This is a genomic window from Terrabacter sp. Ter38, assembly GCF_024519435.1.
Lineage (GTDB): Bacteria > Actinomycetota > Actinomycetes > Actinomycetales > Dermatophilaceae > Terrabacter.
The window spans coordinates 299,884-319,396 of the sequence record NZ_JALJRZ010000006.1; the positions used below are offsets into that span (position 1 = coordinate 299,884).

The 19,513-nt window shown below is 71.7% G+C and carries 16 protein-coding genes; 7 read left to right on the top strand and 9 right to left on the bottom strand.

Features of this window, described 5'->3' with window-relative positions; genetic code table 11:
- Positions 1-7: 7 nt before the first annotated feature.
- The gene (locus NR112_RS14670) at positions 8-1,471 is read right to left on the bottom strand and encodes an NAD(P)/FAD-dependent oxidoreductase (protein WP_256795047.1); all 1,464 of its coding nucleotides are present in this window, start codon (positions 1,469-1,471) and stop codon (positions 8-10) included.
- 76 nt (positions 1,472-1,547) lie between these two features.
- On the opposite strand from NR112_RS14670, the gene NR112_RS14675 reads away from it, so the two are divergent.
- Positions 1,548-3,569, top strand: coding sequence for an NADPH-dependent 2,4-dienoyl-CoA reductase (locus NR112_RS14675; protein WP_256795048.1), 2,022 nt, complete (start codon positions 1,548-1,550; stop codon positions 3,567-3,569).
- Positions 3,570-3,653: 84 nt separating this feature from the next.
- Here NR112_RS14675 and NR112_RS14680 read toward each other — a convergent pair whose 3' ends face one another.
- The 5 genes from NR112_RS14680 to NR112_RS14700 all read right to left on the bottom strand — a co-directional run bounded on the left by NR112_RS14680 (position 3,654) and on the right by NR112_RS14700 (position 7,738).
- Positions 3,654-4,943 carry a glycosyltransferase gene (locus NR112_RS14680; RefSeq protein WP_256795049.1) on the bottom strand — a complete coding sequence of 430 codons (1,290 nt, stop codon included), beginning with the start codon at positions 4,941-4,943 and terminating at the stop codon, positions 3,654-3,656.
- Between the two features lies 1 nt (position 4,944).
- Positions 4,945-5,979: an LLM class flavin-dependent oxidoreductase gene (locus tag NR112_RS14685; RefSeq protein ID WP_256795050.1), complete on the bottom strand. Its 1,035-nt coding sequence runs from the start codon at positions 5,977-5,979 to the stop codon at positions 4,945-4,947.
- Positions 5,976-6,518, bottom strand: a complete 543-nt coding sequence (locus NR112_RS14690; protein ID WP_256795051.1) for a 2'-5' RNA ligase family protein — start codon at positions 6,516-6,518, stop codon at positions 5,976-5,978. The genes NR112_RS14685 and NR112_RS14690 overlap by 4 nt, the downstream gene beginning before the upstream one ends.
- Before the next feature lie 2 nt (positions 6,519-6,520).
- Entirely contained in the window at positions 6,521-7,231 is a 711-nt protein-coding gene (locus tag NR112_RS14695) for a hypothetical protein (RefSeq protein ID WP_256795052.1), read from the bottom strand.
- Positions 7,232-7,315: 84 nt separating this feature from the next.
- On the bottom strand, positions 7,316-7,738 hold the full coding sequence (locus NR112_RS14700; RefSeq protein ID WP_256795053.1) for a MarR family winged helix-turn-helix transcriptional regulator: 423 nt from the start codon (positions 7,736-7,738) through the stop codon (positions 7,316-7,318).
- A gap of 90 nt (positions 7,739-7,828) precedes the next feature.
- Between NR112_RS14700 and NR112_RS14705 the strand changes: the two genes are divergently transcribed.
- From NR112_RS14705 to NR112_RS14715, 3 genes are all read left to right on the top strand, one after another.
- Positions 7,829-9,691 (top strand): ABC transporter ATP-binding protein, encoded by a 1,863-nt coding sequence (locus NR112_RS14705; protein ID WP_256795054.1) that lies wholly within the window; start codon positions 7,829-7,831, stop codon positions 9,689-9,691.
- A 93-nt stretch (positions 9,692-9,784) separates the two neighbouring features.
- Positions 9,785-10,303, top strand: a complete 519-nt coding sequence (locus NR112_RS14710) for a PH domain-containing protein (protein WP_256795055.1) — start codon at positions 9,785-9,787, stop codon at positions 10,301-10,303.
- Positions 10,300-11,790 carry a PH domain-containing protein gene (locus NR112_RS14715; protein ID WP_256795056.1) on the top strand — a complete coding sequence of 497 codons (1,491 nt, stop codon included), beginning with the start codon at positions 10,300-10,302 and terminating at the stop codon, positions 11,788-11,790. Before NR112_RS14710 ends, NR112_RS14715 begins: the two co-directional genes overlap by 4 nt.
- Before the next feature lie 39 nt (positions 11,791-11,829).
- Here NR112_RS14715 and NR112_RS14720 read toward each other — a convergent pair whose 3' ends face one another.
- Both NR112_RS14720 and NR112_RS14725 read right to left on the bottom strand, forming a co-directional pair.
- Positions 11,830-12,867, bottom strand: coding sequence for a LacI family DNA-binding transcriptional regulator (locus tag NR112_RS14720; RefSeq protein WP_256795057.1), 1,038 nt, complete (start codon positions 12,865-12,867; stop codon positions 11,830-11,832).
- A gap of 6 nt (positions 12,868-12,873) precedes the next feature.
- On the bottom strand, positions 12,874-15,303 hold the full coding sequence (locus NR112_RS14725) for a glycoside hydrolase family 3 N-terminal domain-containing protein (RefSeq protein WP_256795058.1): 2,430 nt from the start codon (positions 15,301-15,303) through the stop codon (positions 12,874-12,876).
- A gap of 262 nt (positions 15,304-15,565) precedes the next feature.
- Between NR112_RS14725 and NR112_RS14730 the strand changes: the two genes are divergently transcribed.
- Genes NR112_RS14730 through NR112_RS14740 form a run of 3 tightly spaced genes read left to right on the top strand, consistent with a single transcriptional unit; the run spans position 15,566 to position 18,687 of the window.
- Positions 15,566-16,912 carry an extracellular solute-binding protein gene (locus tag NR112_RS14730; RefSeq protein ID WP_256795059.1) on the top strand — a complete coding sequence of 449 codons (1,347 nt, stop codon included), beginning with the start codon at positions 15,566-15,568 and terminating at the stop codon, positions 16,910-16,912.
- Positions 16,913-16,965: 53 nt separating this feature from the next.
- Positions 16,966-17,835 (top strand): carbohydrate ABC transporter permease, encoded by an 870-nt coding sequence (locus tag NR112_RS14735; protein ID WP_256795077.1) that lies wholly within the window; start codon positions 16,966-16,968, stop codon positions 17,833-17,835.
- A gap of 3 nt (positions 17,836-17,838) precedes the next feature.
- Positions 17,839-18,687, top strand: a complete 849-nt coding sequence (locus NR112_RS14740; RefSeq protein WP_256795060.1) for a carbohydrate ABC transporter permease — start codon at positions 17,839-17,841, stop codon at positions 18,685-18,687.
- 56 nt (positions 18,688-18,743) lie between these two features.
- Here NR112_RS14740 and NR112_RS14745 read toward each other — a convergent pair whose 3' ends face one another.
- Positions 18,744-19,358, bottom strand: a complete 615-nt coding sequence (locus NR112_RS14745) for an ankyrin repeat domain-containing protein (protein WP_256795061.1) — start codon at positions 19,356-19,358, stop codon at positions 18,744-18,746.
- Positions 19,359-19,513 lie beyond the last annotated feature (155 nt).

Consider the following 19,513-nt stretch of genomic DNA (forward strand, 5'->3'; position numbering starts at 1 on the left):
CGCGCCCTCAGCGGGCGAAGGACATCGCCTCGGTGACGTCGCTGCGCAGCATGTCGCGACGGTCGAGCAGGTAGTTCTGGCGCATCAGCCACGGCGCTCCGTCGCCCTGCCGGGGCAGGTCACCCGCCGCGCGCTGCACGTAGCCCGACGCGAGCGGCAGCAACGGCTGTCCCTCCATCCCTTCCGGGGCCCGCGGCGTCGCGCTGCGCCAGGCGTGGTGCTCCATGTGGTTGAGCAGCCGGCACACGTAACGGCTCGCGAGGTCGGCGCGCAACGTCCACGACGCATTGACGTAGCCGACGCAGACGGCGAGATTGGGCACGTCAGCGAACATCAGGCCGCGATAGACCGTGAGATCTCCTGTGGGGCGGGGCTGCCCGTCGACGGTGATCGCGATGCCACCGGCGATCTTGATGCGCAGCCCTGTCGCCGTGACGACGACGTCGGCGTCGAGCACGCGTCCCGAGTGCAGCCGTACGCCGTGTGGCACGAAGGTCTCGATCGTGTCGGTGACGACGTGGGCACGTCCGTTGCGCACCGCGTCGAAGAGGTCGCCGTCCGGGACGACGCAGAGGCGCTGGTCCCACGGGTCGTAGGTCGGCGTGAAGTGGTCGCTCACGAGGTCGGTCGAGCCGAGCGACCTGGCCGCACCCTTGGACAACAACGACCTCATCACGGCAGGGCGCCGACGGCTCAGCTCGTAGACGCCCATGGTCCCGAGGACGTTCTTGTAGCGGGCTGCCGTCCCTGCGGCCTTCCTCGGGAGCACCCGCTGGAGCACGTCGCGGGCACGGTCGCGGCGAGGCAGGGACGCGATCCACGTCGGCGTCCGCTGGAGCATCGTCACGTCAGCACCGGCCGCGGCGAGCGACGGGACCAGCGTCACGGCCGTTGCGCCTGACCCGATGACGACGACCTTCCGTCCGGACACGTCGAGGTCATCCGGCCAGAACTGCGGGTGCACGACGTCACCCTCGAACGAGGCGAGGCCGGGCAGCTGCGGGTCGTGGGGCCTGTCGTAGTCGTAGTAGCCGCTGCAGAGGTAGAGGAATCCGCAGGTCAGCCGCTCGCGCTCGCCGCCCTCGCGCTCGCCGCCCTCGCGCTCGACCGTGACCGTCCAGCGAGCGTCCTCGCTCGACCAGTCGGCCGCGACGACACGGTGGCCCAGTCGGATCCGCTCCGCCATCCCGTGCTTCTCGGCCGTCCGGCGCAGGTAGTCGAGGATCTTCGGCCCGTCCGCGATGGCGTCGGGGTCGGTCCACGGCTCGAAGGGGAAGCCGAGCGTCATCATGTCCGAGTCGGACCGCACGCCGGGGTAGCGGAAGAGGTCCCACGTGCCGCCGAGCGAGTCCCGAGCCTCGAGGATCGCCCACGTGCGCGACGGGCTCATCGTCGACAGGCGGTAGCCGGCGCCGATGCCGGACAGGCCGGCTCCCACGACGAGGACGTCCAGGTGCTCGAGATCGCTCACCTCGCCATTCTCACCCACTGTGACGCAGGCCGCGCGATCGGCTACCGGGCGGTAACCAGGGGCTACCCTCGGGCGGGTGACGACGGCATACCCCCACCTCCTCGAACCCCTCGACCTCGGCTTCACGACGCTGCGCAACCGCGTCGTCATGGGCTCGATGCACACCGGCCTCGAGGACCGCGCCAAGGACTTCGACCGGCTCGCGGTCTACTACGCCGAGCGCGCCCGCGGCGGTGTCGGCCTCATCGTCACGGGCGGCTTCGCACCCAACCTCGCCGGCGCCCTCTACCCGGGTGGCTCCGTCCTCGTCACGAGCCGTCAGGCCCGACGTCACCGGGTCATCACGAACGCCGTGCACCGCGAGGGCGGCAAGATCGCCCTCCAGATCCTCCATGCGGGCCGCTACGCCTACCACCCGCTCGCCGTGTCGGCGTCGGCGCTCAAGTCCCCGATCTCCCCGTTCGCGCCCCGCGCCCTCACCGCCCGCGGCATCCGCAGCACCGTCGACGCATACGCCCGCTGCGCCCGCCTGGCGCGCGAGGCCGGCTACGACGGCGTCGAGATCATGGGCTCGGAGGGCTACCTTCTCAACCAGTTCCTCGCACCGCGCACCAACCAGCGCACCGACGCGTGGGGCGGCTCCCCGGACAACCGGCGTCGCCTGCCCGTCGAGGTCGTCCGCGCCGTCCGCGAGGCGGCTGGCCCCGACTTCGTCATCGTCTACCGCCTCTCGGTGCTCGACCTCGTACCGGACGGACAGTCGTGGGACGAGGTGGTCGCCCTCGCCCACGAGGTCGAGGCGGCCGGCGCGACGATCCTCAACACCGGCATCGGCTGGCACGAGGCCCGCGTCCCCACGATCGTCACGTCGGTGCCGCGCGGGGCCTTCACCCGTGTCACCGCGAAGCTGCTCCCCGAGGTCACGGTCCCGGTCGTCACGTCCAACCGCATCTCGATGCCCGACCTCGCCGAGCGCGTCATCGCCGACGGCAGCGCCGACCTCGTGTCGATGGCGCGCCCCTTCCTCGCCGACCCGGACTGGGTGGCCAAGGCCGCGGGCGACCGGGCCGACGAGATCAACACGTGCATCGCCTGCAACCAGGCCTGCCTCGACCACACCTTCGCCAAGAAGACCGCGACGTGCCTCGTCAACCCTCGCGCCGTGCGCGAGACGACCCTCGTGCTCGCCCCGAGCCGCCGCAGCAAGCACGTCGCCGTCGTCGGCGCAGGTCCTGCCGGGCTCGCGACCGCGGTCGCCCTGACCGAGCGCGGCCACCGGGTCGAGCTCTTCGAGGCGGCCGACGACCTCGGCGGCCAGTTCGCCCTCGCGATGCGGATCCCCGGCAAGGAGGAGTTCGCCGAGACGATCCGCTACTACCGCAGGCGACTCGAGCTGGGCGGCGTCAAGGTCCACCTCGGTCGCCGCGCCGATGTCGAGGACCTCACCGACTTCGACGAGGTCGTCGTCGCCACCGGCGTGGAGCCCCGCGTCCCCGACGTCCCCGGCGTCGACCACCCGACGGTCGTGACGTATGCCGCCGCCGTCCGCGGCGAGGCACCGCTGGGTCAGCGCGTGGCCGTCATGGGCGCGGGCGGCATCGGCGTCGACGTCAGCGAATTCCTCACCCACGTCGAGTCGCCGATGACGATCGAGCAGTGGATGGCCGAGTGGGGCGTCGGCGAGCCCGACACCTCCCGAGGAGGTCTCGTCGAGCCGCACCCGTCGCCGTCGCCGCGCGAGGTGCACCTGCTCCAGCGCAAGTCCACCTCGATCGGCAAGGGACTCGGCAAGACGACCGGCTGGGTGCACCGGGCAGCCCTGAAGGCCAGGGGAGTCCACCAGCACGTCGGCGTCAACTACGAGCGCATCGACGACGAGGGGCTCCACATCACCCACGGTGAGGACCGCAGCGACCCGCAGGTGCTCTCCGTCGACACCATCGTGCTCTGCACCGGCCAGGAGTCCGTCAACACGCTCGGTCCCGCGCTCGCCGCCGCCGGCGTCAAGGTCCACGTCATCGGGGGCGCCGACGTCGCGGCCGAGCTCGACGCCAAGCGCGCCATCCGTCAGGGCACCGAGCTCGCCGCGACGATCTAGGCGCCGCCGTGGCGTGACCGCGGACACATGATGTGTGCCGTCGGGCGGTCCGGCGCCGCTTGACCGCCGGCCACGGCCGGGCCTTCATGTGTTCTGGCGGCCCGGGCCCTGCAGGTACTCGTCGACGAGCCGGGCTGCGTCGCCGGCGCCGTCCTCGGCGCGCACGCGCTCACCGAGGGCGTATGCCGCCGCGCGGGCTCCCGCGGACAGCGCCACCTCGAGCGCCCGCTCGAGCCGGGCCGCGGTCAGGTCCTTGCGGGCGATCGGCGGTGCGGCGACCCCGAGGTCGGCCATCCGCCGGCCCCAGTAGGGCTGGTCCGCGGCGTGCGGCACGACGACCTGTGGCACCCCGGCCCGAACCGCGGCTGCGGTCGTGCCCGCTCCACCGTGGTGGACGACGACGGCGCACCTCGGGAAGAGCACCTCGTGCGGGGCGGACCCGATCCCCAGCAGGTCGGGGGACGGTTCGGCTCCCAGTCCGGCGAGACCCTCGCTGACGACGCCACGCACGCCGAGACGACCCAGCACGCCCGCGAGCTCACGCGAGACCGCGCCGGGGTCGGGCGTCGGCATCGAGCCGAAACCGACGAAGACCGGCTCGGGCCCGTCGTCGAGGAAGGCCTCGAGCGCAGGGGCCAGCGAGTCAGCGCCGACGTCGTCGCGAACCCAGTAGCCGGTCTGCCGCAAGGCCGGTGGCCAGTCCGCCGCCGGCGGGACCACGTGCGGGCTCGCGGCCAGCAGCGTCGGCGTGCCCTCAGCAGCAGCCGTGTAGTGACGGAACCGCTGTCGTGGCAAGCCTCGTCGGGCTCGGACGAGGTCACCGGCAGGACGGAAGAGATCGAGCGCGACCCGGCCGGCGAGGGTGCTCCACGCGTCGTTGACCCACGATGTCGCGCGGGGCCGCAGGGCCAGTGCCACCGAGTCACCGTGCGCGCTCGGCCAGACCGGCGCGAAGACGGCGTAGAGGTGTGGCGCGGCCTGACGGCCACCTCGGCCGTCAGGAGTGAGCAGCGCGTCGACGAGGTCGAAGGTCAGCGCCCCCGACACCACGGCGTCAGCACCGGCGACGAGCCGCTCGACGTCCGCGGCCAAGGCCGACGCCGTGTCGGCCATGACCTGCCGCATGAGCCGGGCCTCACGCACCTGCGTCCTCGCCGACCCGCGCAGTGCGTCACGTCCGAGCCCCTGGCGGAGCGGCCCCTCGAGGTCGAAGGACAACGGCTCGAAGTCGACGCCGCTGCCCGCCACGACGTGACCGAGGTCGGCCGGCGCGGCGAGCGACACGGCATACCCCATCCGTCGGAGGCGCTGCCCGAGCGCGACGAGCGGCTGGACGTCACCACGGGATCCCATGCCCAGCAGGAGGATCCGCACATCAGTCCTCGTCGAGCTGCGCGCGGACGCGCGGCACGACCTCCTCGGCGTAGAGGCGGATGCACTCCATCCGCTGGTCGTGCGGAAGCGTGCCGAACGAGTACTTGAGCTGGAAGCGGGAGAGGCCGAGCACCCGGACGGTGTCGACGATCTTGGCGGCCACGGTGTCGGGCGATCCGCAGTAGACAGCTCCATCGGGGCCGAGCTGCTGGAGGGCCTGCTCCTTGCCCATGGGCGCCCACCGACGCTCGCGGCCCAGCTTGTTCATGTAGGGCAGGAAGTGCGGCATGAAGTCGTCGCGCGCCTGCTCGTCGGTGGCGGCCACGTAGCCGGGCGAGTGCACCCCGACCGGCAGCTCGGGCCGGCCCATCTCGGACAGCGCACGTCGGTAGAGCTCTGCGAGCGGTGCGAACTGGCGCGCCGAGCCGCCGATGATGGCGATGACGACGGGGAAGCCGTAGTGGGCGGCGCGGACGACCGACTGCGGGGTGCCGCCGACGCCGACCCACACGGGCAGGTGGCCGGACTCCGTCGCGGGCATGACCTTCTCGACCTGGACGGGTGGGCGGATCGAGCCCTCCCACCGGATCGGCTGCTCGGCCACGACGGCCGCGAGCAGGTCGAGCTTCTCCTCGAAGAGCGTCTCGTAGTCGCCGAGGTCGAGACCGAAGAGCGGGAACGACTCGATGAACGATCCTCTGCCGACAGTGATCTCAGCGCGGCCGCGGCTGATCGCGTCGACGGTGGAGAAGCGCTGGAAGACGCGAATCGGGTCGTCGCTGGAGAGGACCGTCACCGACGTGCCGAGCCGGATGTGCTCCGTGCGCCCTGCGAGGCCGGCGAGCAGCACGTCAGGGGCGCTCACGGCGTAGTCGTCGCGGTGGTGCTCGCCGACGCCGAAGAAGTCGAGGCCGAGCCGGTCGGCGAGCTCACCCTCGGCGAGGACCTCCCGGATCACCGTGGCAGGGTGGAGTGGGGCACCGTCGGGCCCGTTGGCGATGTCGCCGAACGTGTCGAGGCCGAGTTCGAGGCTCATGCGCCCATCGTAGGTATGCCGCCGACCTGCCACGTGCGCCCTGCGTCGGGGTCCCAGCGTCGGACCGACTCGATCGTGCCGTCGAGGGGTCGGACGCGGCCGAGGGCGGCGAGCGCCTCCCCCACCTGGCGCGAACCGAGGCTACGGGCGATGGTGACGTGCGGGGTCCAGCGTCCCGGGCGCACCTGGTCGGGCACGTCGGGCGCCCCGACCATCGCAGCCGCGAGCGACCGCTGGAGGTCGAGCAGCTCGGGTGTCGGGACGACGAGGCGGGCGAGGACGTAGCGTCGGGAGCCCATGACGAGCAGCGACCCCAGGCGGATCGGCACGGGCCGCACCGTCTCGAGGACGCGGGCGATCCGGGCCTCGACGTAGTCGGGGACGGCCCCGGCGAGCGCCAGGGTGAGGTGCGGCGCGTTCGTCGCACCCTGGTGCTGCGACTGACTCGGCAGTCCCGCCGCGGCCAGGGCCGCCCACTCACGCCGGACCTCCGTGTCGGAGGTGGCGTCGAGCAGGCCCTCGACCGCGTGCAGGGGCATGGTCAGGCGACCTGCTGCGAGTCACCCCGGCCGGCGAGGCCGAGGTGGTCGGCGACGAAGTCGCGCACGGCGGCCGTGTGGTCGTCCCGGCGACCGTCACCGACCGGCACCACGAGTGTCGGGACGTCGAGGCCGGCGAGGACGACGAGATCGAGCTCGCGCCGCCGGCCCTGCCGGCTCGAACCGACCTCGCGGTCGTCGTCGAGGTAGACGACGGCCGGTCGGTGCGCGCGCACGGCGTCGACGAGCCGGCACACGAGGGTGACGTCGGCCGACCCCAGCAGGACGGACTCCCAGACGTGGACGCCACGGGGTCCGTTCGCTCCGAAGCGGGCCCAGGCGTCGGCGACGAGGGAGGCGGTGAGCTCGGCGGGGACCCGCGCGTGGCTCGCGACCTCCCGGACGCGCTCGCGCAGCGGCTCGGGCAGGGCCGCCTCCGACGCGGGGCGCACGACCCAGGCTTCCCCGTGCTGCTCGGCGGCTCCGAGCAGGGCCCGGGACGTCTGGGCCGACTCGGCCGCGAGGGCGAGGAGCTGCGCGGTGTCGAGCACGACGACGTGGTCGACGTCGACGGGGTGGTCGGCCTGCCCCTCGGACCGGTGCCCGACGGCGACCTGCTCGCCGGCCAGCCACCGGGCGAGGTCCTCGGCGATCGCGGTACGTCCCGACCCCGGACGCCCCTCGACCAAGACGAGCCCGTTCACGTCAGCCACCCACCAGCTCCTCGCCGGCGCTCGCCCGGCCTCACGCGCCGTCGGTTGCCGGCACGGAAGTGTATGTCAGCGGACATTTCGACCTCACGGCTCACGGGGGTCGAGCCGCGCGAGGAGGGCCGCCAGCGACGTGCGTTCGCGGTCGGTCAGGGACCCGAAGAAGTCGGCCGCGCCCTCGCGGCGCGCCTCGTCGACCTCCGCGAGGACCGACTCCCCCTCCGCGGTGAGGGCCACGGTCATGGCGCGTCGGTCGGCAGGGTCCGGGCTGCGGTGGACGAGCCCGCGCGACTCCAGCCGGTCGACGACGTCGGTGGCCGAGCGGGGCGCGATGCGCAGGTGGTCGGCGACGACCCCGAGACGGGTGGGTCCGTGGTGCCCGATGACGCGCAGCGCCCGGGCGTCGTGGGGTGACAGGTCGGGCCCGAGCCCGGTGGCCCAACGCCGCCGCAGTGCACGCGCAGCGCCCATGAGCAGCTCGTCGAGAGAGGGCTCGTCGGCGTCACGCATGGGGAGCAGCATAGGGCCTCAGTTGTAGATCGACCTCATAGTGAGGTAACCTCAGCATCATGTACCGGAGTCCACAGATGGAGTGACCGCATGACCGACACCCCCACCACCCTCAGGCCGACCCACCGCGGCGGCCGCCAGCCCGAGAAGATCGACCCGCAGGACCGCGCCCAGCTCGCCGAGTCCCCCGTCTCCCTGCGGCGGGTCGCCGGTCTCTTCCGCCCGCACACCCGCACCGTCGCGGTCGTCACCACGATCATCGTGGCGATCTCGGTCGTCTCGATGGCCCAGCCCTTCCTCCTGCGCGCCGTCATCGACGACGCCCTCCCCCACCAGGACGTCCGCCTCCTGCTCTGGGCCGTCGGCGGCATGCTGGCCGTCACCGTCGTGAGCCAGCTGCTCGGCGTCGTCCAGACGTGGCTCACCACCTCCGTCGGCCAGCGCGTCATGCACGGGCTGCGCACCGACGTCTTCCGTCACCTGCAGCGCCAGTCCGTCGCCTTCTTCACCCGCACGCGCAGCGGTGAGGTGCAGTCGCGCCTCACCCACGACATCAGCGGCATGCAGTCGGTCATCACGTCGACGGCGACGTCGATCGCGAGCAACCTCACGACCGCCGTCGCGACGGCCATCGCCATGGTGGCGCTCAGTCCCCGACTCTCGCTGCTCTCCCTGCTCGTCATCCCGCCGGCCGTCCTCATGACCCGCAAGGTCGCCCTGCTGCGCCGTGACATCACCGCCCAGCGCCAGCGTCGGCTCGCCGACCTCCACAGCCAGGTCGAGGAGGGCCTCACGGTCAGCGGCGCGACCCTCGTCAAGACGCTCGGCGCCGGGGAGGCCACGGCCGACCGCTTCGCCGAGACGTCCACCGACCTCATCGACCTGGAGCTGCGTTCTCAGCTCGCCGGTCGTTGGCGGATGGCGACCATGCAGATCATCTTCGCCGCGATCCCCGCGCTCATCTACCTCGCCGCCGGCCTGCCCGCGACCTCGGGCGGCATGACCATCGGCACGCTCATCGCCTTCACGACGCTGCAGGCCGGCATCTTCCGACCGCTCATGGGACTGCTCGACGTCGGGGCACAGTGGGTCACCTCGATGGCACTCTTCAGCCGCATCTTCGGCTACCTCGACCTCCCCGTCGAGGTCGCACCGCCCGCCGATCCCGTTGCGGTGCAGCACGATCGACTGCGCGGCGAGGTGCGTTTCGAGGGCGTCACCTTCAGCCACGACCCATCTGCCGCCGAGAGCACGTATGCCGTCTCCGACGTCACGCTCCACGTGCCCGCGGGCACGACGCTGGCCCTCGTCGGCGAGACCGGCTCGGGCAAGTCGAGCCTCGCCGGTCTCCTCGCGCGGCTCCACGACCCACAGTCCGGACGCGTGACGATCGACGGCGTCGACCTGCGCGACCTCGACCCGGCCGACCTCGCCCGCATCGTCGGCGTCGTCTCGCAGGACACCTACCTCGTGCACGCCTCGATCCGCGACAACCTGCTGCTCGCCGCCCCCGGCGCGAGCGACGACGAGCTGTGGCAGGCCCTCGCCGCGGCTCAGGTCGCAGCGCTCGTGGCGAGCCTTCCCGATGGCCTGGGCACCGTCGTCGGGGCCCGCGGCCACCGCTTCTCCGGAGGCGAGAAGCAGCGCCTCGCGATCGCCCGCACGCTGCTGCGCAACCCGCGCGTCCTCGTGCTCGACGAGGCGACGAGCGCGCTAGACAACGAGACCGAGCGCGAGCTGCAGACCGCGATCGACCGGCTCATGGCCGGCCGCACGACCCTGACCATCGCGCACCGCCTGTCGACGATCCGCGACGCCGAGCAGATCGCCGTGCTCGACCACGGTCGGGTGGCCGAGCTCGGCGACCACGACGACCTGATGGACCGCGGCGGCCGCTACGCGCGGCTCGTCCGGGCCCGCGAGGGCTCGGCGCGTGAGGCGCTCGCGGCCTGACCCAGGGCGGGGGCCAGGACCCGACGGAGGTCGGCAGGACGGCATACCTCGGTCGAATGCCGCCCGCCGGCACCGGTGTGGCACGGTGGGGCCGTGGAACCCCTCGACGTGCCCGTCGCCCCCGGTGCCGTGCTCCGCGAACCCGCCCACCGGGTCTCCCGCCGCGCCGTCCTCATGTGGACGATGCAGGCCCTCGTCGTCCTCGCGCTCCTGCTGGCGGCGCAGGTCGTCTGGTGGCTCGTCGACGACGCCCCGTCACGCACCCCGCACTGGGTCGTCGGCGCCGTGTGGCTCGTCGCCGGTGCCGCGTACGCCGTCGCGATGCCGCAGTGGCGCTACCGCGTGCACCGGTGGGAGGCGACCCCCCGAGCGATCTACACGCAGAGCGGCTGGTTGTGGCAGGAGCGTCGCATCGCACCCCTCGGCCGCGTGCAGACCGTCGACCTCGAACGCGGCCCCGTCGCCCAGCTGCTCGGCCTGGCCGCCGTCACGATCACGACGGCGTCGGCTGCGGGGCCCGTCACCATCCACGGTCTCGACCTGCCCGTCGCCCACGAGCTCGTCGACGCCCTGACGGCCGCGGCCGTGGCCGAGACGGGCGACGCGACGTGACCGAGGATGCGGAGGGCTGGCGCCGACTCGACGCCCGGATGCTCCTCGTCCACCCGCTCGAGACGCTGATCCGCTTCCTGCCCGCGCTGCTCGCGCTCGTCGTCTTCCGGGCCGGATCCGAGGACAACGACCGGTGGGAGCTGTATGCCGTCCCGCTCATCGTCGCCTTCGGCGTGCTGCGGTGGGTCACGACCCGCTACCGCATCGCCGACGGCCAGATCGAGCTGCGGCGCGGCCTCTTCACGAAGCAGACGACGACGGCGCGGCTCGACAAGGTGCGCACCATCGACCTGACGGCGCGCGTCTACCACCGCGTCCTCGGACTGGCCAAGGTCGAGATCTCGACCGCCGGCGGCCAGCGCGACCGGCTCGTCCTCGACTCGCTGGGCGTCGATGCGGGCCGTCGCCTTCGGGCCGAGCTGCTGCACCGCGTCGACCCGGCCGTGACCGGTCTGCCCGCACCGACCGGCGCCCCGGTGGCCGACGACGACGTGCCCGACGACGTACCACCGCCCGTCGACGACGAGGTGCTCGTGCGCCTCGACCCGTCGTGGATCCGCTACGCACCGCTCACCGTGACCGGGCTCGCGAGCGCCGCGGCGATCGTCGGCTTCGCGTCGCAGGGCCTCTCGCGCTTCTCGCAGGAGCGGTCGGTCTTCCGCGACGGCGCGACGTTCGTGTCACGGTTGGCCTGGTGGGTCGACGTGCTGCTCCTGCTCGGTGTCGTGTCGCTCCTCGCGGTCGGCGCCTACGTGCTGACCTTCTGGGGCTTCCGCCTCACCCGCAACCGTCTCGGCACGCTGCACACACGGCGCGGCCTGCTCACCAACCGTGAGACGAGCATCGACGCCGCCCGGGTGCGCGGGATCCGGCTCGACGAGCCCTTGGGCCTCCGGCTCGCCGGCGCGCGCCGTCTCAAGGTCGTGACGTCGGGTCTGCTGCGCGAGCAGGGTGGGTCCGACTGGCTGTGCCCACCGGCGCCGGCGGGCGTCGTGACGCCCCTCGCCCTGCGCATACGGCCCGACGAGGCCGCCGTGTCGGGTCCACTGACGCCACACGGCCCCGCCGCCCGCCGACGACGGATGACGCGGGCGCTCGTGCCCGCCACCCTCGCCGCAGCCGGCCTCGTGGTCGCCCGCGTGCTGTGGGACTGGCACGGCTCGCTGCTCGTCCTCGTGCCGATGCTGTTCGCCGGGGCCGTGGCCCTCGGCCGCGACCGCTACGGCGCACTCGGGCACACCGTGACGCCCGACCACCTCGTGTCGCGCCACGGCTCCCTCGACCGGCAGCGTGTCGTGCTCGACCGCGACGGCATCATCGGCTGGAAGGTCGAGCAGTCGTTCTTCCAGCGGCGCGTGGGCGTCGCGACCCTCGTCGCCACCACGGCCGCGGGAGCCCAGCACTACGACGTCGTCGACGTGCCCGTCGAGATGGCGTATGCCGTCCTGGCGCAGGTGAGCCCCGACCTGTCGGCGGAATTCAGCTGAGACACCCACCCGTCGGGTGGCCGCGTCGCCACATCCGCTTCAGCCCACGGAGGGGTCGAGCGGCGCTGTCGACCCACGCAGGACGAGCTCGGTGGCGAGCTCGACGTGGTGCGACTCGATCGCCTCGCCCGCGATGAGCCGAAGAGCGGTGAGCACCGCGACCCGCGCCATCTCGGTCAGCGGCTGGCGGACCGTCGTGAGCGGCGGCGACGACATGCGCGCGAGCTGTGTGTCGTCGAAGCCGACGATGCTGAGGTCGTCCGGTATCCGCAGGCCGCGGGACCGGGCCGCCTCCATGACGCCGACCGCGATCTCGTCCGACGCCGCGAAGATCGCGGTCGGGGGCACCGGCAGGCCGAGCAGGGCGGCACCACCCTCGACGCCGTTGACGTACATGAAGTGCGACGAGCGGACGTACTCCGATCGCTCCGGGACGCCGATGCGGGCGAGGGCCGCCCGGTAGCCGTGCATGCGGGCCTCGTTGCAGGCGGCGAGCGGGTGCCCGCCCAGGAAGGCGATGCGCCGGTGTCCGAGCTCGAGCAGGTGCTGGGTGGCCGAGAGCCCACCCGCGAAGTTGGTCGAGCCGACGCTCGTGACGTCGACGCTCGGCAGCTCCAGCGGGTCGATGACGACGAGGTGCACACCCCAGCGTGCCAGCGCGGCGATCTGGTCGGCCGACATGACGCTCGTGACGGCGATGAAGGCACCGATGCCCCGGTCGGCGAGGTCCTGGGCCCACTGCTCCGGAGGCGCCAGCACCGGCGCGCCCGCCGGCTGCCGGGTGATGATGACCGGCGTGCCGGACAGGGCCGCGGCGTCGACGACGCCCTGGATGATCTCGGCCGAGTAGGCGTGCAGGTCACCCTCGAAACCGAGCTCGATCGACGCCATGGCTGTCGGCAGCCCCCGTCGCGGGCGGCGGGGTCGGTAGCCGTTCTCGTCGAGCAGCTCCTGCACGCGCGCTCGGGTCGTCCGGGACACGTCCCGACGACCGTTGACGACCTTCGACACGGTGGCCACCGACACCCCTGCCGACGACGCGACCTCCGCCAGCGTCGTGCGCGGCGAGCTGCTCATGGAGACCTACCGCCCGCGTTCGGCCCCGGAGACCTGCACGGGCGTGACGAGGACACGCTCGGTGCCCACGAGTCGGGGCTCGCCCGTCAGACGCAGCAGCGCTACGCACGGCAGGTCGGCGGCGGAGCTGCCCACCATGACCTGGAGGTCACCCGGCTCCACGACACGACGCAGGTCGCGACCGGTGAAGGCCGTCCTGTCGGCATGGAGTGTGAACGTCACAGTGCGTGACTCTAGGGGTTCGAGGTCGACGCGAGCGAAACCGGCGAGCTGCAGGACCGGCCGTGTCACCTGCGCCACTGCGTCGTGCAGGTACAGCTGGACGACCTCGGTGCCCGGGAGGCCGCCCGTGTTGGTGACCCGCACCGTGATGCGCACCTCGCCGTCGGTCGCGATCTCGTCGTCACTGAGCTCGAGACCGTCGATGACGAAGCTCGTGTACGACCGGCCGAACCCGAACGGGTAGAGCGGCGTCGGGTCCAGGGTGCTGATGCCGTGGTTGCCGACGCCGAGCAACGGCTGCAGATAGGTGCCCGGCTGCGCACCGGGCGACCGCAGGATCTGGACGGGGAGCCGACCGGACGGCTGCACCCGACCGGAGAGGACGCCGGCGATGGCAGCGGCGCCCTCCTCGCCCGGCATGAAGGCCTGGACGAGGCCCGCGGCGCGTCCCACGATCTCGCCGAGAGCGTACGGCCGCCCGGAGACGACGACCACCACCACCGGCGTCCCGGTCTCGATGAGGCGGGCGACGAGCTCGCCCTGCACGCCGGGCAGGCTCAGGTCGGGGGCGTCACAGCCCTCACCCGACGTGCCGTGCCCGAAGAGTCCGGCCAGGTCACCGACCGCGACGACGCACACGTCGGCGTCGGCCGCCATCGACACGGCCTCGGCCAGGCCCGAGCGATCGGACCCGCTCGTGGTGCAGCCGCGGGCATGCACGATGCTCGCGTCCGGCAGCTCGGACCGCAGTGCGTCGATGAGGGTCGGCACCGGGATGCCGAGCCCCTTGGCCGGGTAGCGGGGCAGGACGTGGTTCGGGAACGCGTAGCAACCCATGAAGGTCCGCGGGTCGTGGGCCGCCGGGCCGATGACGGCGACCTTCGAGTGGACGGGGCGTCCCGGGCCGGCCAGAGGCAGCGCGTCGCCGGCGTCGAGCAGCACGATGCTGCGCTCCGCCATCGTGCGGGCCAGGGCCCGGTTGCCTGCCGAGTCGAGCTCCACGTCGGCCGCCCCCTCGACCGACCCCTCCGGGGTCCAGCCGGGGTCGAGCAGTCCGAGGCGGATCTTCTGGAGCAGGACCCGCCGGGCCGCCCGGTCGACGACCGCCTCGTCGAGGTCTCCCTCGGCGACCCGCTGGGCGAGCTGCTGGCCGAAACCGAGGGTGTCGGGCAGCTCGACGTCGATGCCGGCCGCCAGGGCGAGCGCGCCCGCGTCGTCCGCGTCCGCGGCGACGCGATGCATCGAGGAGAGGAACGGGATCGCCCAGTAGTCCGAGACCACCGTGCCCGCAAAGCCCCACGTGTCGCGCAGCATCTCGGTGAGAAGCCACGGGTCGGCGCCCGCCGGGACGCCGTCCACGTCGGAGTACGAGTTCATCACCGAACCTGCGCCGGCCTCGCGGACGGCCATCTCGAACGGCGGCAGGATGACGTCGATCAGCTCGCGACGACCCATCGGCACCGGCCCGTGGTTGCGAGCCGCCCTCGAGGCGGAGTAGCCGGCGAAGTGCTTGAGGGTGGCGAGGACACCCGCCCCCTGCAGGCCACGGACGTACGCCGCCCCCAGCATGGACACGAGGTAAGGGTCCTCGCCCATCGTCTCCTCGACGCGCCCCCACCGGTAGTCGCGCACGACGTCGAGCACGGGCGAGAGCCCCTGGTGCACCCCGAGGGCCGCCATGTCACGACCGATGGCGGCCGCCATCGCCTCGACGAGCTCGGGGTCGAAGGTCGCGCCCCACGCGATCGCCGCCGGGTAGACGGTCGCGCCGTAGGCGGTGAAGCCGGTCAGGCACTCCTCGTGCACGATCGCGGGGATCCCCAGTCGCGATCGCTCGATGACGACGTGCTGCTGGCGGACGACCTCGGCGGCGCCCTCCGAGGGCGTGAGCGGCAGGCTGCCGTAGACCCGGGTCAGGTGCCCGAGCCCGTGGGCCGCCGCGTCCTCGAGTGCGAGGGTGCCGGAGGCCGCGAAGACGTCCTGCATCGGCGCGACGTTCATCACCTCGGCCTGGTCGGGCCCGTCGGACGCCGGGTCGTCGGGCTCGCCGGGCTCGCCGGTCGCCGACATGTCGTTGAGCACCCACCGGCTGCCGAGCTGGCCGACCTTCTCCGCCAGCGTGAGTCGGGCCAGCAGGTCGTCGACCCGCGCCTCGGGGCTGCGCGAGGGGTCGAGCCACACCTCCTCCTGTGACAGCCGGGCGGCCTCGATCATGATGGTCCTCCTTCGAGACGACCGCTGATCGAAAGTTTCGACCAACTGTCGACGGTCACGATGTGTGCCGAACGTGACTGTTTGAGCACGGAATATGAATCACCTTCTACCCGGACACGATCCGAACACAACCCTTGACACGAAAAACCGGCGAAAAGTATCGTCGCTGGCACCAAGTTGTTGCGTGCCCGGACGCCCTCCTGGCCAACGCTCATGCGACACCGGCCAGGCCGCCCGCGGCCATGACACAGTGGAGATCAACGTGGATCCCAGAACAACCTCTCGTCGCACCTTCCTCGGGCTCGCCATGGGCGTCCCCCTGGCCGGGGCCCTCGCCGCGTGCGGAAGCTCGGGGCCGAGCAGCAGCACGTCCTCCGGCAGCGCCGCCGCAGCCGGCTCTGGCGCCTCCTACTGGTACCTCACCGGCCAACCCGGTGAGGGCATCCGCAAGGGGGCCGTCGACCGTTTCAACGCCGCCAACGCGAGCACCCAGATCGCCCAGACGGCGTTCCAGAACGACGCCTACAAGACGAAGATCAAGACGGCTCTCGGTGCCGGCCAGGCACCGACCATCATCTGGGGCTGGGGCGGCGGCGGGCTCAAGTCGTGGGTCGACGCCAGCCAGGTCGAGGACCTCACCTCGTGGTTCAGCAGCAACTCCGCCGTCAAGGACAAGCTCTTCCCGTCCTCGTTCGGAGCAGCCACGGTCGGCGGCAAGATCTACGCCATGCCGTGCGAGACGGTGCAGCCCATCGTGCTCTACTACAACAAGTCGGTCTTCGACAAGGTGGGCGTGCAGCCCCCCACCTCGTGGGACGACATCATGGCGCTGGTCCCGAAGTTCAACGCCCAGGGCATCGCCCCGTTCTCCCTCGGTGGCCAGTCCCGGTGGACCAACATGATGTGGCTCGAGTTCCTCTTCGACCGGATCGGTGGTCCCGAGGTGTTCCAGGCCGCGTTCGAGGGCAAGAAGGACGCCTGGTCCAACCCCGACGCGATCACTGCCCTCACCAAGGTGCAGGACCTCGTCAAGGCCAACGGCTTCATCAAGGGCTTCTCGTCGATCACGGCCGACTCCAACGCCGACCAGGCCCTGCTCTACACCGGCAAGGCGGCCATGATGCTGCACGGTGCGTGGACGTACGGCAGCATGAAGAGCGACGGCGGCGACTTCGTCAAGGGCGGACACCTCGGCTGGATGAACTTCCCGCCGGTGGCCGGCGGCAAGGGTGACCCGACGAACACCGTCGGCAACCCCGGTCAGTACCTCTCGATCTCCTCGAAGGCCACGGCCGCCGAGAAGGAGACGGCCAAGAAGTTCTTCACGACCGGCGTCCTCGACTCGACCGAGGTCAAGGCGTGGATCGACACGGGCTCCATCCCGATCGTCAAGGGCGCCGACTCCAACATCGGGAGCTCGGAGGACGCCGAATGGCTCAAGTTCCTCTACGGGGTGTCGAGCAACGCCAAGGTCTTCGCCCAGTCGTGGGACCAGGCCCTGCCGCCGAGCGCCGCCGAGACGCTCCTCGACAACATCGCCAAGCTGTTCCAGCTGAGCATCAGCCCGGAGCAGTTCGCCACCAACCTCAACGCGGTCACGAACTCGTGACCGCCACCAGCGTCGGGTCCGCCGGGCCGGCACCGTCCCGTTCCGCCAAGAGCGTGCACGGTCGCTCGCTCGGGTGGCTGGCGGTCCCGGCGCTGGTCTTCTTCGTCGCCTTCGGCGTCATCCCGCTCATCGGCGTGCTCTTCCTCAGCTTCACCACGTGGGACGGCATCGGCGAGGTGGTGCCGTCCGGCCTCACCAGCTGGAAGTCCGTGCTCTCCGATCCGGGCCTCCCGCACGCCATGTGGGTCACCTTCCAGGTGGCGGCCCTCTCCTGGCTGTTCCAGACGCCGATGAGCATCCTCCTCGGCGTCTTCCTCGCCGGGGCACAGAAGTACCGAGCGTTCCTCGCGGTGCTCTACTTCATCCCGCTGCTGCTCAGCTCGGCGGCGATCGCGATCACCTTCAAGGCCCTGCTCGACCCCAACTTCGGTATCGGCACCGGACTGGGGCTTCCGTTCATGTCCCAGGACTGGCTCGGTGAACCGAAGCTCGCTCTCGGAGTCGTGGTCTTCGTCGTGTCCTGGCAGTTCATCCCGTTCCACTCGCTCATCTACCAGGGCGCGGTGCGCCAGATCCCGACCTCGATGTACGAGGCGGCCCAGATCGACGGAGCCGGCCGCATGCGGCAGTTCTTCTCGATCACGCTGCCCCAGCTGAAGAACACGATCATCACGTCGTCGACGCTCATGGTCGTCGGTTCGCTGACGTTCTTCGACCTCATCTACGTCCTCACGGCCGGAGGCCCGGCCGATGCCACCCGGGTGCTCGCGCTCGACATGTACAAGCGCGGCTTCCAGGCGAACCTGATGGGCCCGGCCAGTGCCATCGGCGTCATCCTCGTCCTCGTCGGCCTGCTCCTCGCGCTCCTGTTCCGACGCCTCGGCGGGGGCGACCAGACCGCCAGCCAGCTCGAGGGGGCCTGAGCCATGACCGACACGTCACAGAAGACCACCCGCATCCGCAGCACGAACTGGGTGGGCGGAACCCTCAGCTGGTTCTGGCTCTTCATCGTGCTCCTGCCGATCTACTGGATCGTCATCACGAGCATCAAGAGCCAGTCCGAGTACTTCGTGACCAACCCGTTCGTGCCATCGTCCCAGCCGACGCTCGACGCCTACCGTCTCGTGATCGACTCCGGCTTCATCCGCTACTTCTTCAACAGCGTCATCGTCACGGTCGGCGCGGTCATCCCGGCGGTCCTCGTCTCGTTCATGGCCGCCTTCGCGATCATCCGGAGCCGGCCGCACTGGTTCCTCAAGTCCGCGAACTCGATCCTGCTGATGGGCCTGGCGATCCCGCTGCAGGCGACGATCATCCCGGTGTACCTCATCATCATCCGGCTGCACCTCTACGACACCCTGCTGGCGCTGATCCTGCCGTCGATCGCGTTCGCGATCCCGCTCTCGGTGCTCGTCCTGTCCAACTTCATCCGCGACGTGCCCAACGAGCTCTTCGAGTCGATGCGCCTCGACGGCTGCAGCGAGTGGCAGACGCTCTGGCGGCTCGCCCTCCCGCTGACGCGCCCGGCGCTCGTGACGGTGACGATCTACAACGCCCTGCTCATCTGGAACGGCTTCCTGCTCCCGCTCGTGCTCACCCAGAGCCCGAACCTCCGGGTCCTGCCGCTCGCACTGTGGACCTTCCAGGGCCAGTACGGCATCAACGTGCCGGCCATTCTCGCCGCCGTGCTGCTCACCGCCCTGCCGATCCTCGCGCTCTACGTCGTCGGACGCCGCCAGCTCCTGAGCGGCCTGACGGCCGGCTTCACCAAGTAGGGGGAAGCCGGCCGCCACGGTCGGGGGGACCCGCCGGTGATGACTCGCCCGGCGGGTCAGCCACGCTCGAGGATCTGGGCGATGGCGGCATACCCCTGGGCGCGGGCGTGCTCGAGCGCGGTGACACCCTCCGTGTCGCCGAGGGACCGGTCGGCGCCGGCGTCGAGCAGGATGCGCACGATCTGCTGGTGGCGCGTACCGCCGTCGCCGAGGATCACGGCCTCGAGCAGGGCCGTCCAGCCGAGGTCGTTGACGTGGTTCACGTCGATGCCGGTCGTGACGACGCGACGCACGTAGTCCACGTGGCCGCGCTCGCTCGCGGGGATGACGGAGACGCCGCCGAAGCGGTTGCGGATGGTCAGGTCGGGTCCCGCCGGCAGCAGCGCCTCGAGCATCGGGACGCTGCCGGTGACGCCGGTGACGAGCCACGGCGTGTCGTGGCGGTCGTCCAGGGCGTCCGGGTCGGCACCCATCGCGACGAGCACCCGCGCGGCGTCGACGTGGTCGCCGGTCACCGCGAGCAGCAACGGGGTGCGCTGCTTCGTGTCCCGCGTCTCCAGATCCGCACCGGCGCGCAGGGCCAGGGCAACTCCGTCGGCGTCACCGCACGCGGCGGCCGCGAGGAGGGCGGCGTCCGGGTCCTTCACGGGGTCGGTGCTGGTCGCGTTCACGAGAACTCCTGTCAGTCGGTCGAGCCCGTGCTCTGCCGCACGGATGAGGGCGGTGCCGTTCCAGCCATCCTTGTCGTCGACCCGGGCGCCCTGCGCAAGCGCCAGCCTCAGCACCCCGAGGCGCCCCTCGCTCGTGGCGACGAGGTAGGCCGGCA

Coding starts and splice junctions, on each gene's coding strand:
- NR112_RS14720 (WP_256795057.1), bottom strand. CDS start 12,867: ATGAGCAGCTCGCCGCGCACGACGCTGGCGGAGGTCGCGTCGTCGGCA.
- NR112_RS14685 (WP_256795050.1), bottom strand. CDS start 5,979: ATGAGCCTCGAACTCGGCCTCGACACGTTCGGCGACATCGCCAACGGG.
- NR112_RS14690 (WP_256795051.1), bottom strand. CDS start 6,518: ATGCCCCTGCACGCGGTCGAGGGCCTGCTCGACGCCACCTCCGACACG.
- NR112_RS14725 (WP_256795058.1), bottom strand. CDS start 15,303: ATGATCGAGGCCGCCCGGCTGTCACAGGAGGAGGTGTGGCTCGACCCC.
- NR112_RS14700 (WP_256795053.1), bottom strand. CDS start 7,738: ATGCGTGACGCCGACGAGCCCTCTCTCGACGAGCTGCTCATGGGCGCT.
- NR112_RS14740 (WP_256795060.1), top strand. CDS start 17,839: ATGACCGACACGTCACAGAAGACCACCCGCATCCGCAGCACGAACTGG.
- NR112_RS14705 (WP_256795054.1), top strand. CDS start 7,829: ATGACCGACACCCCCACCACCCTCAGGCCGACCCACCGCGGCGGCCGC.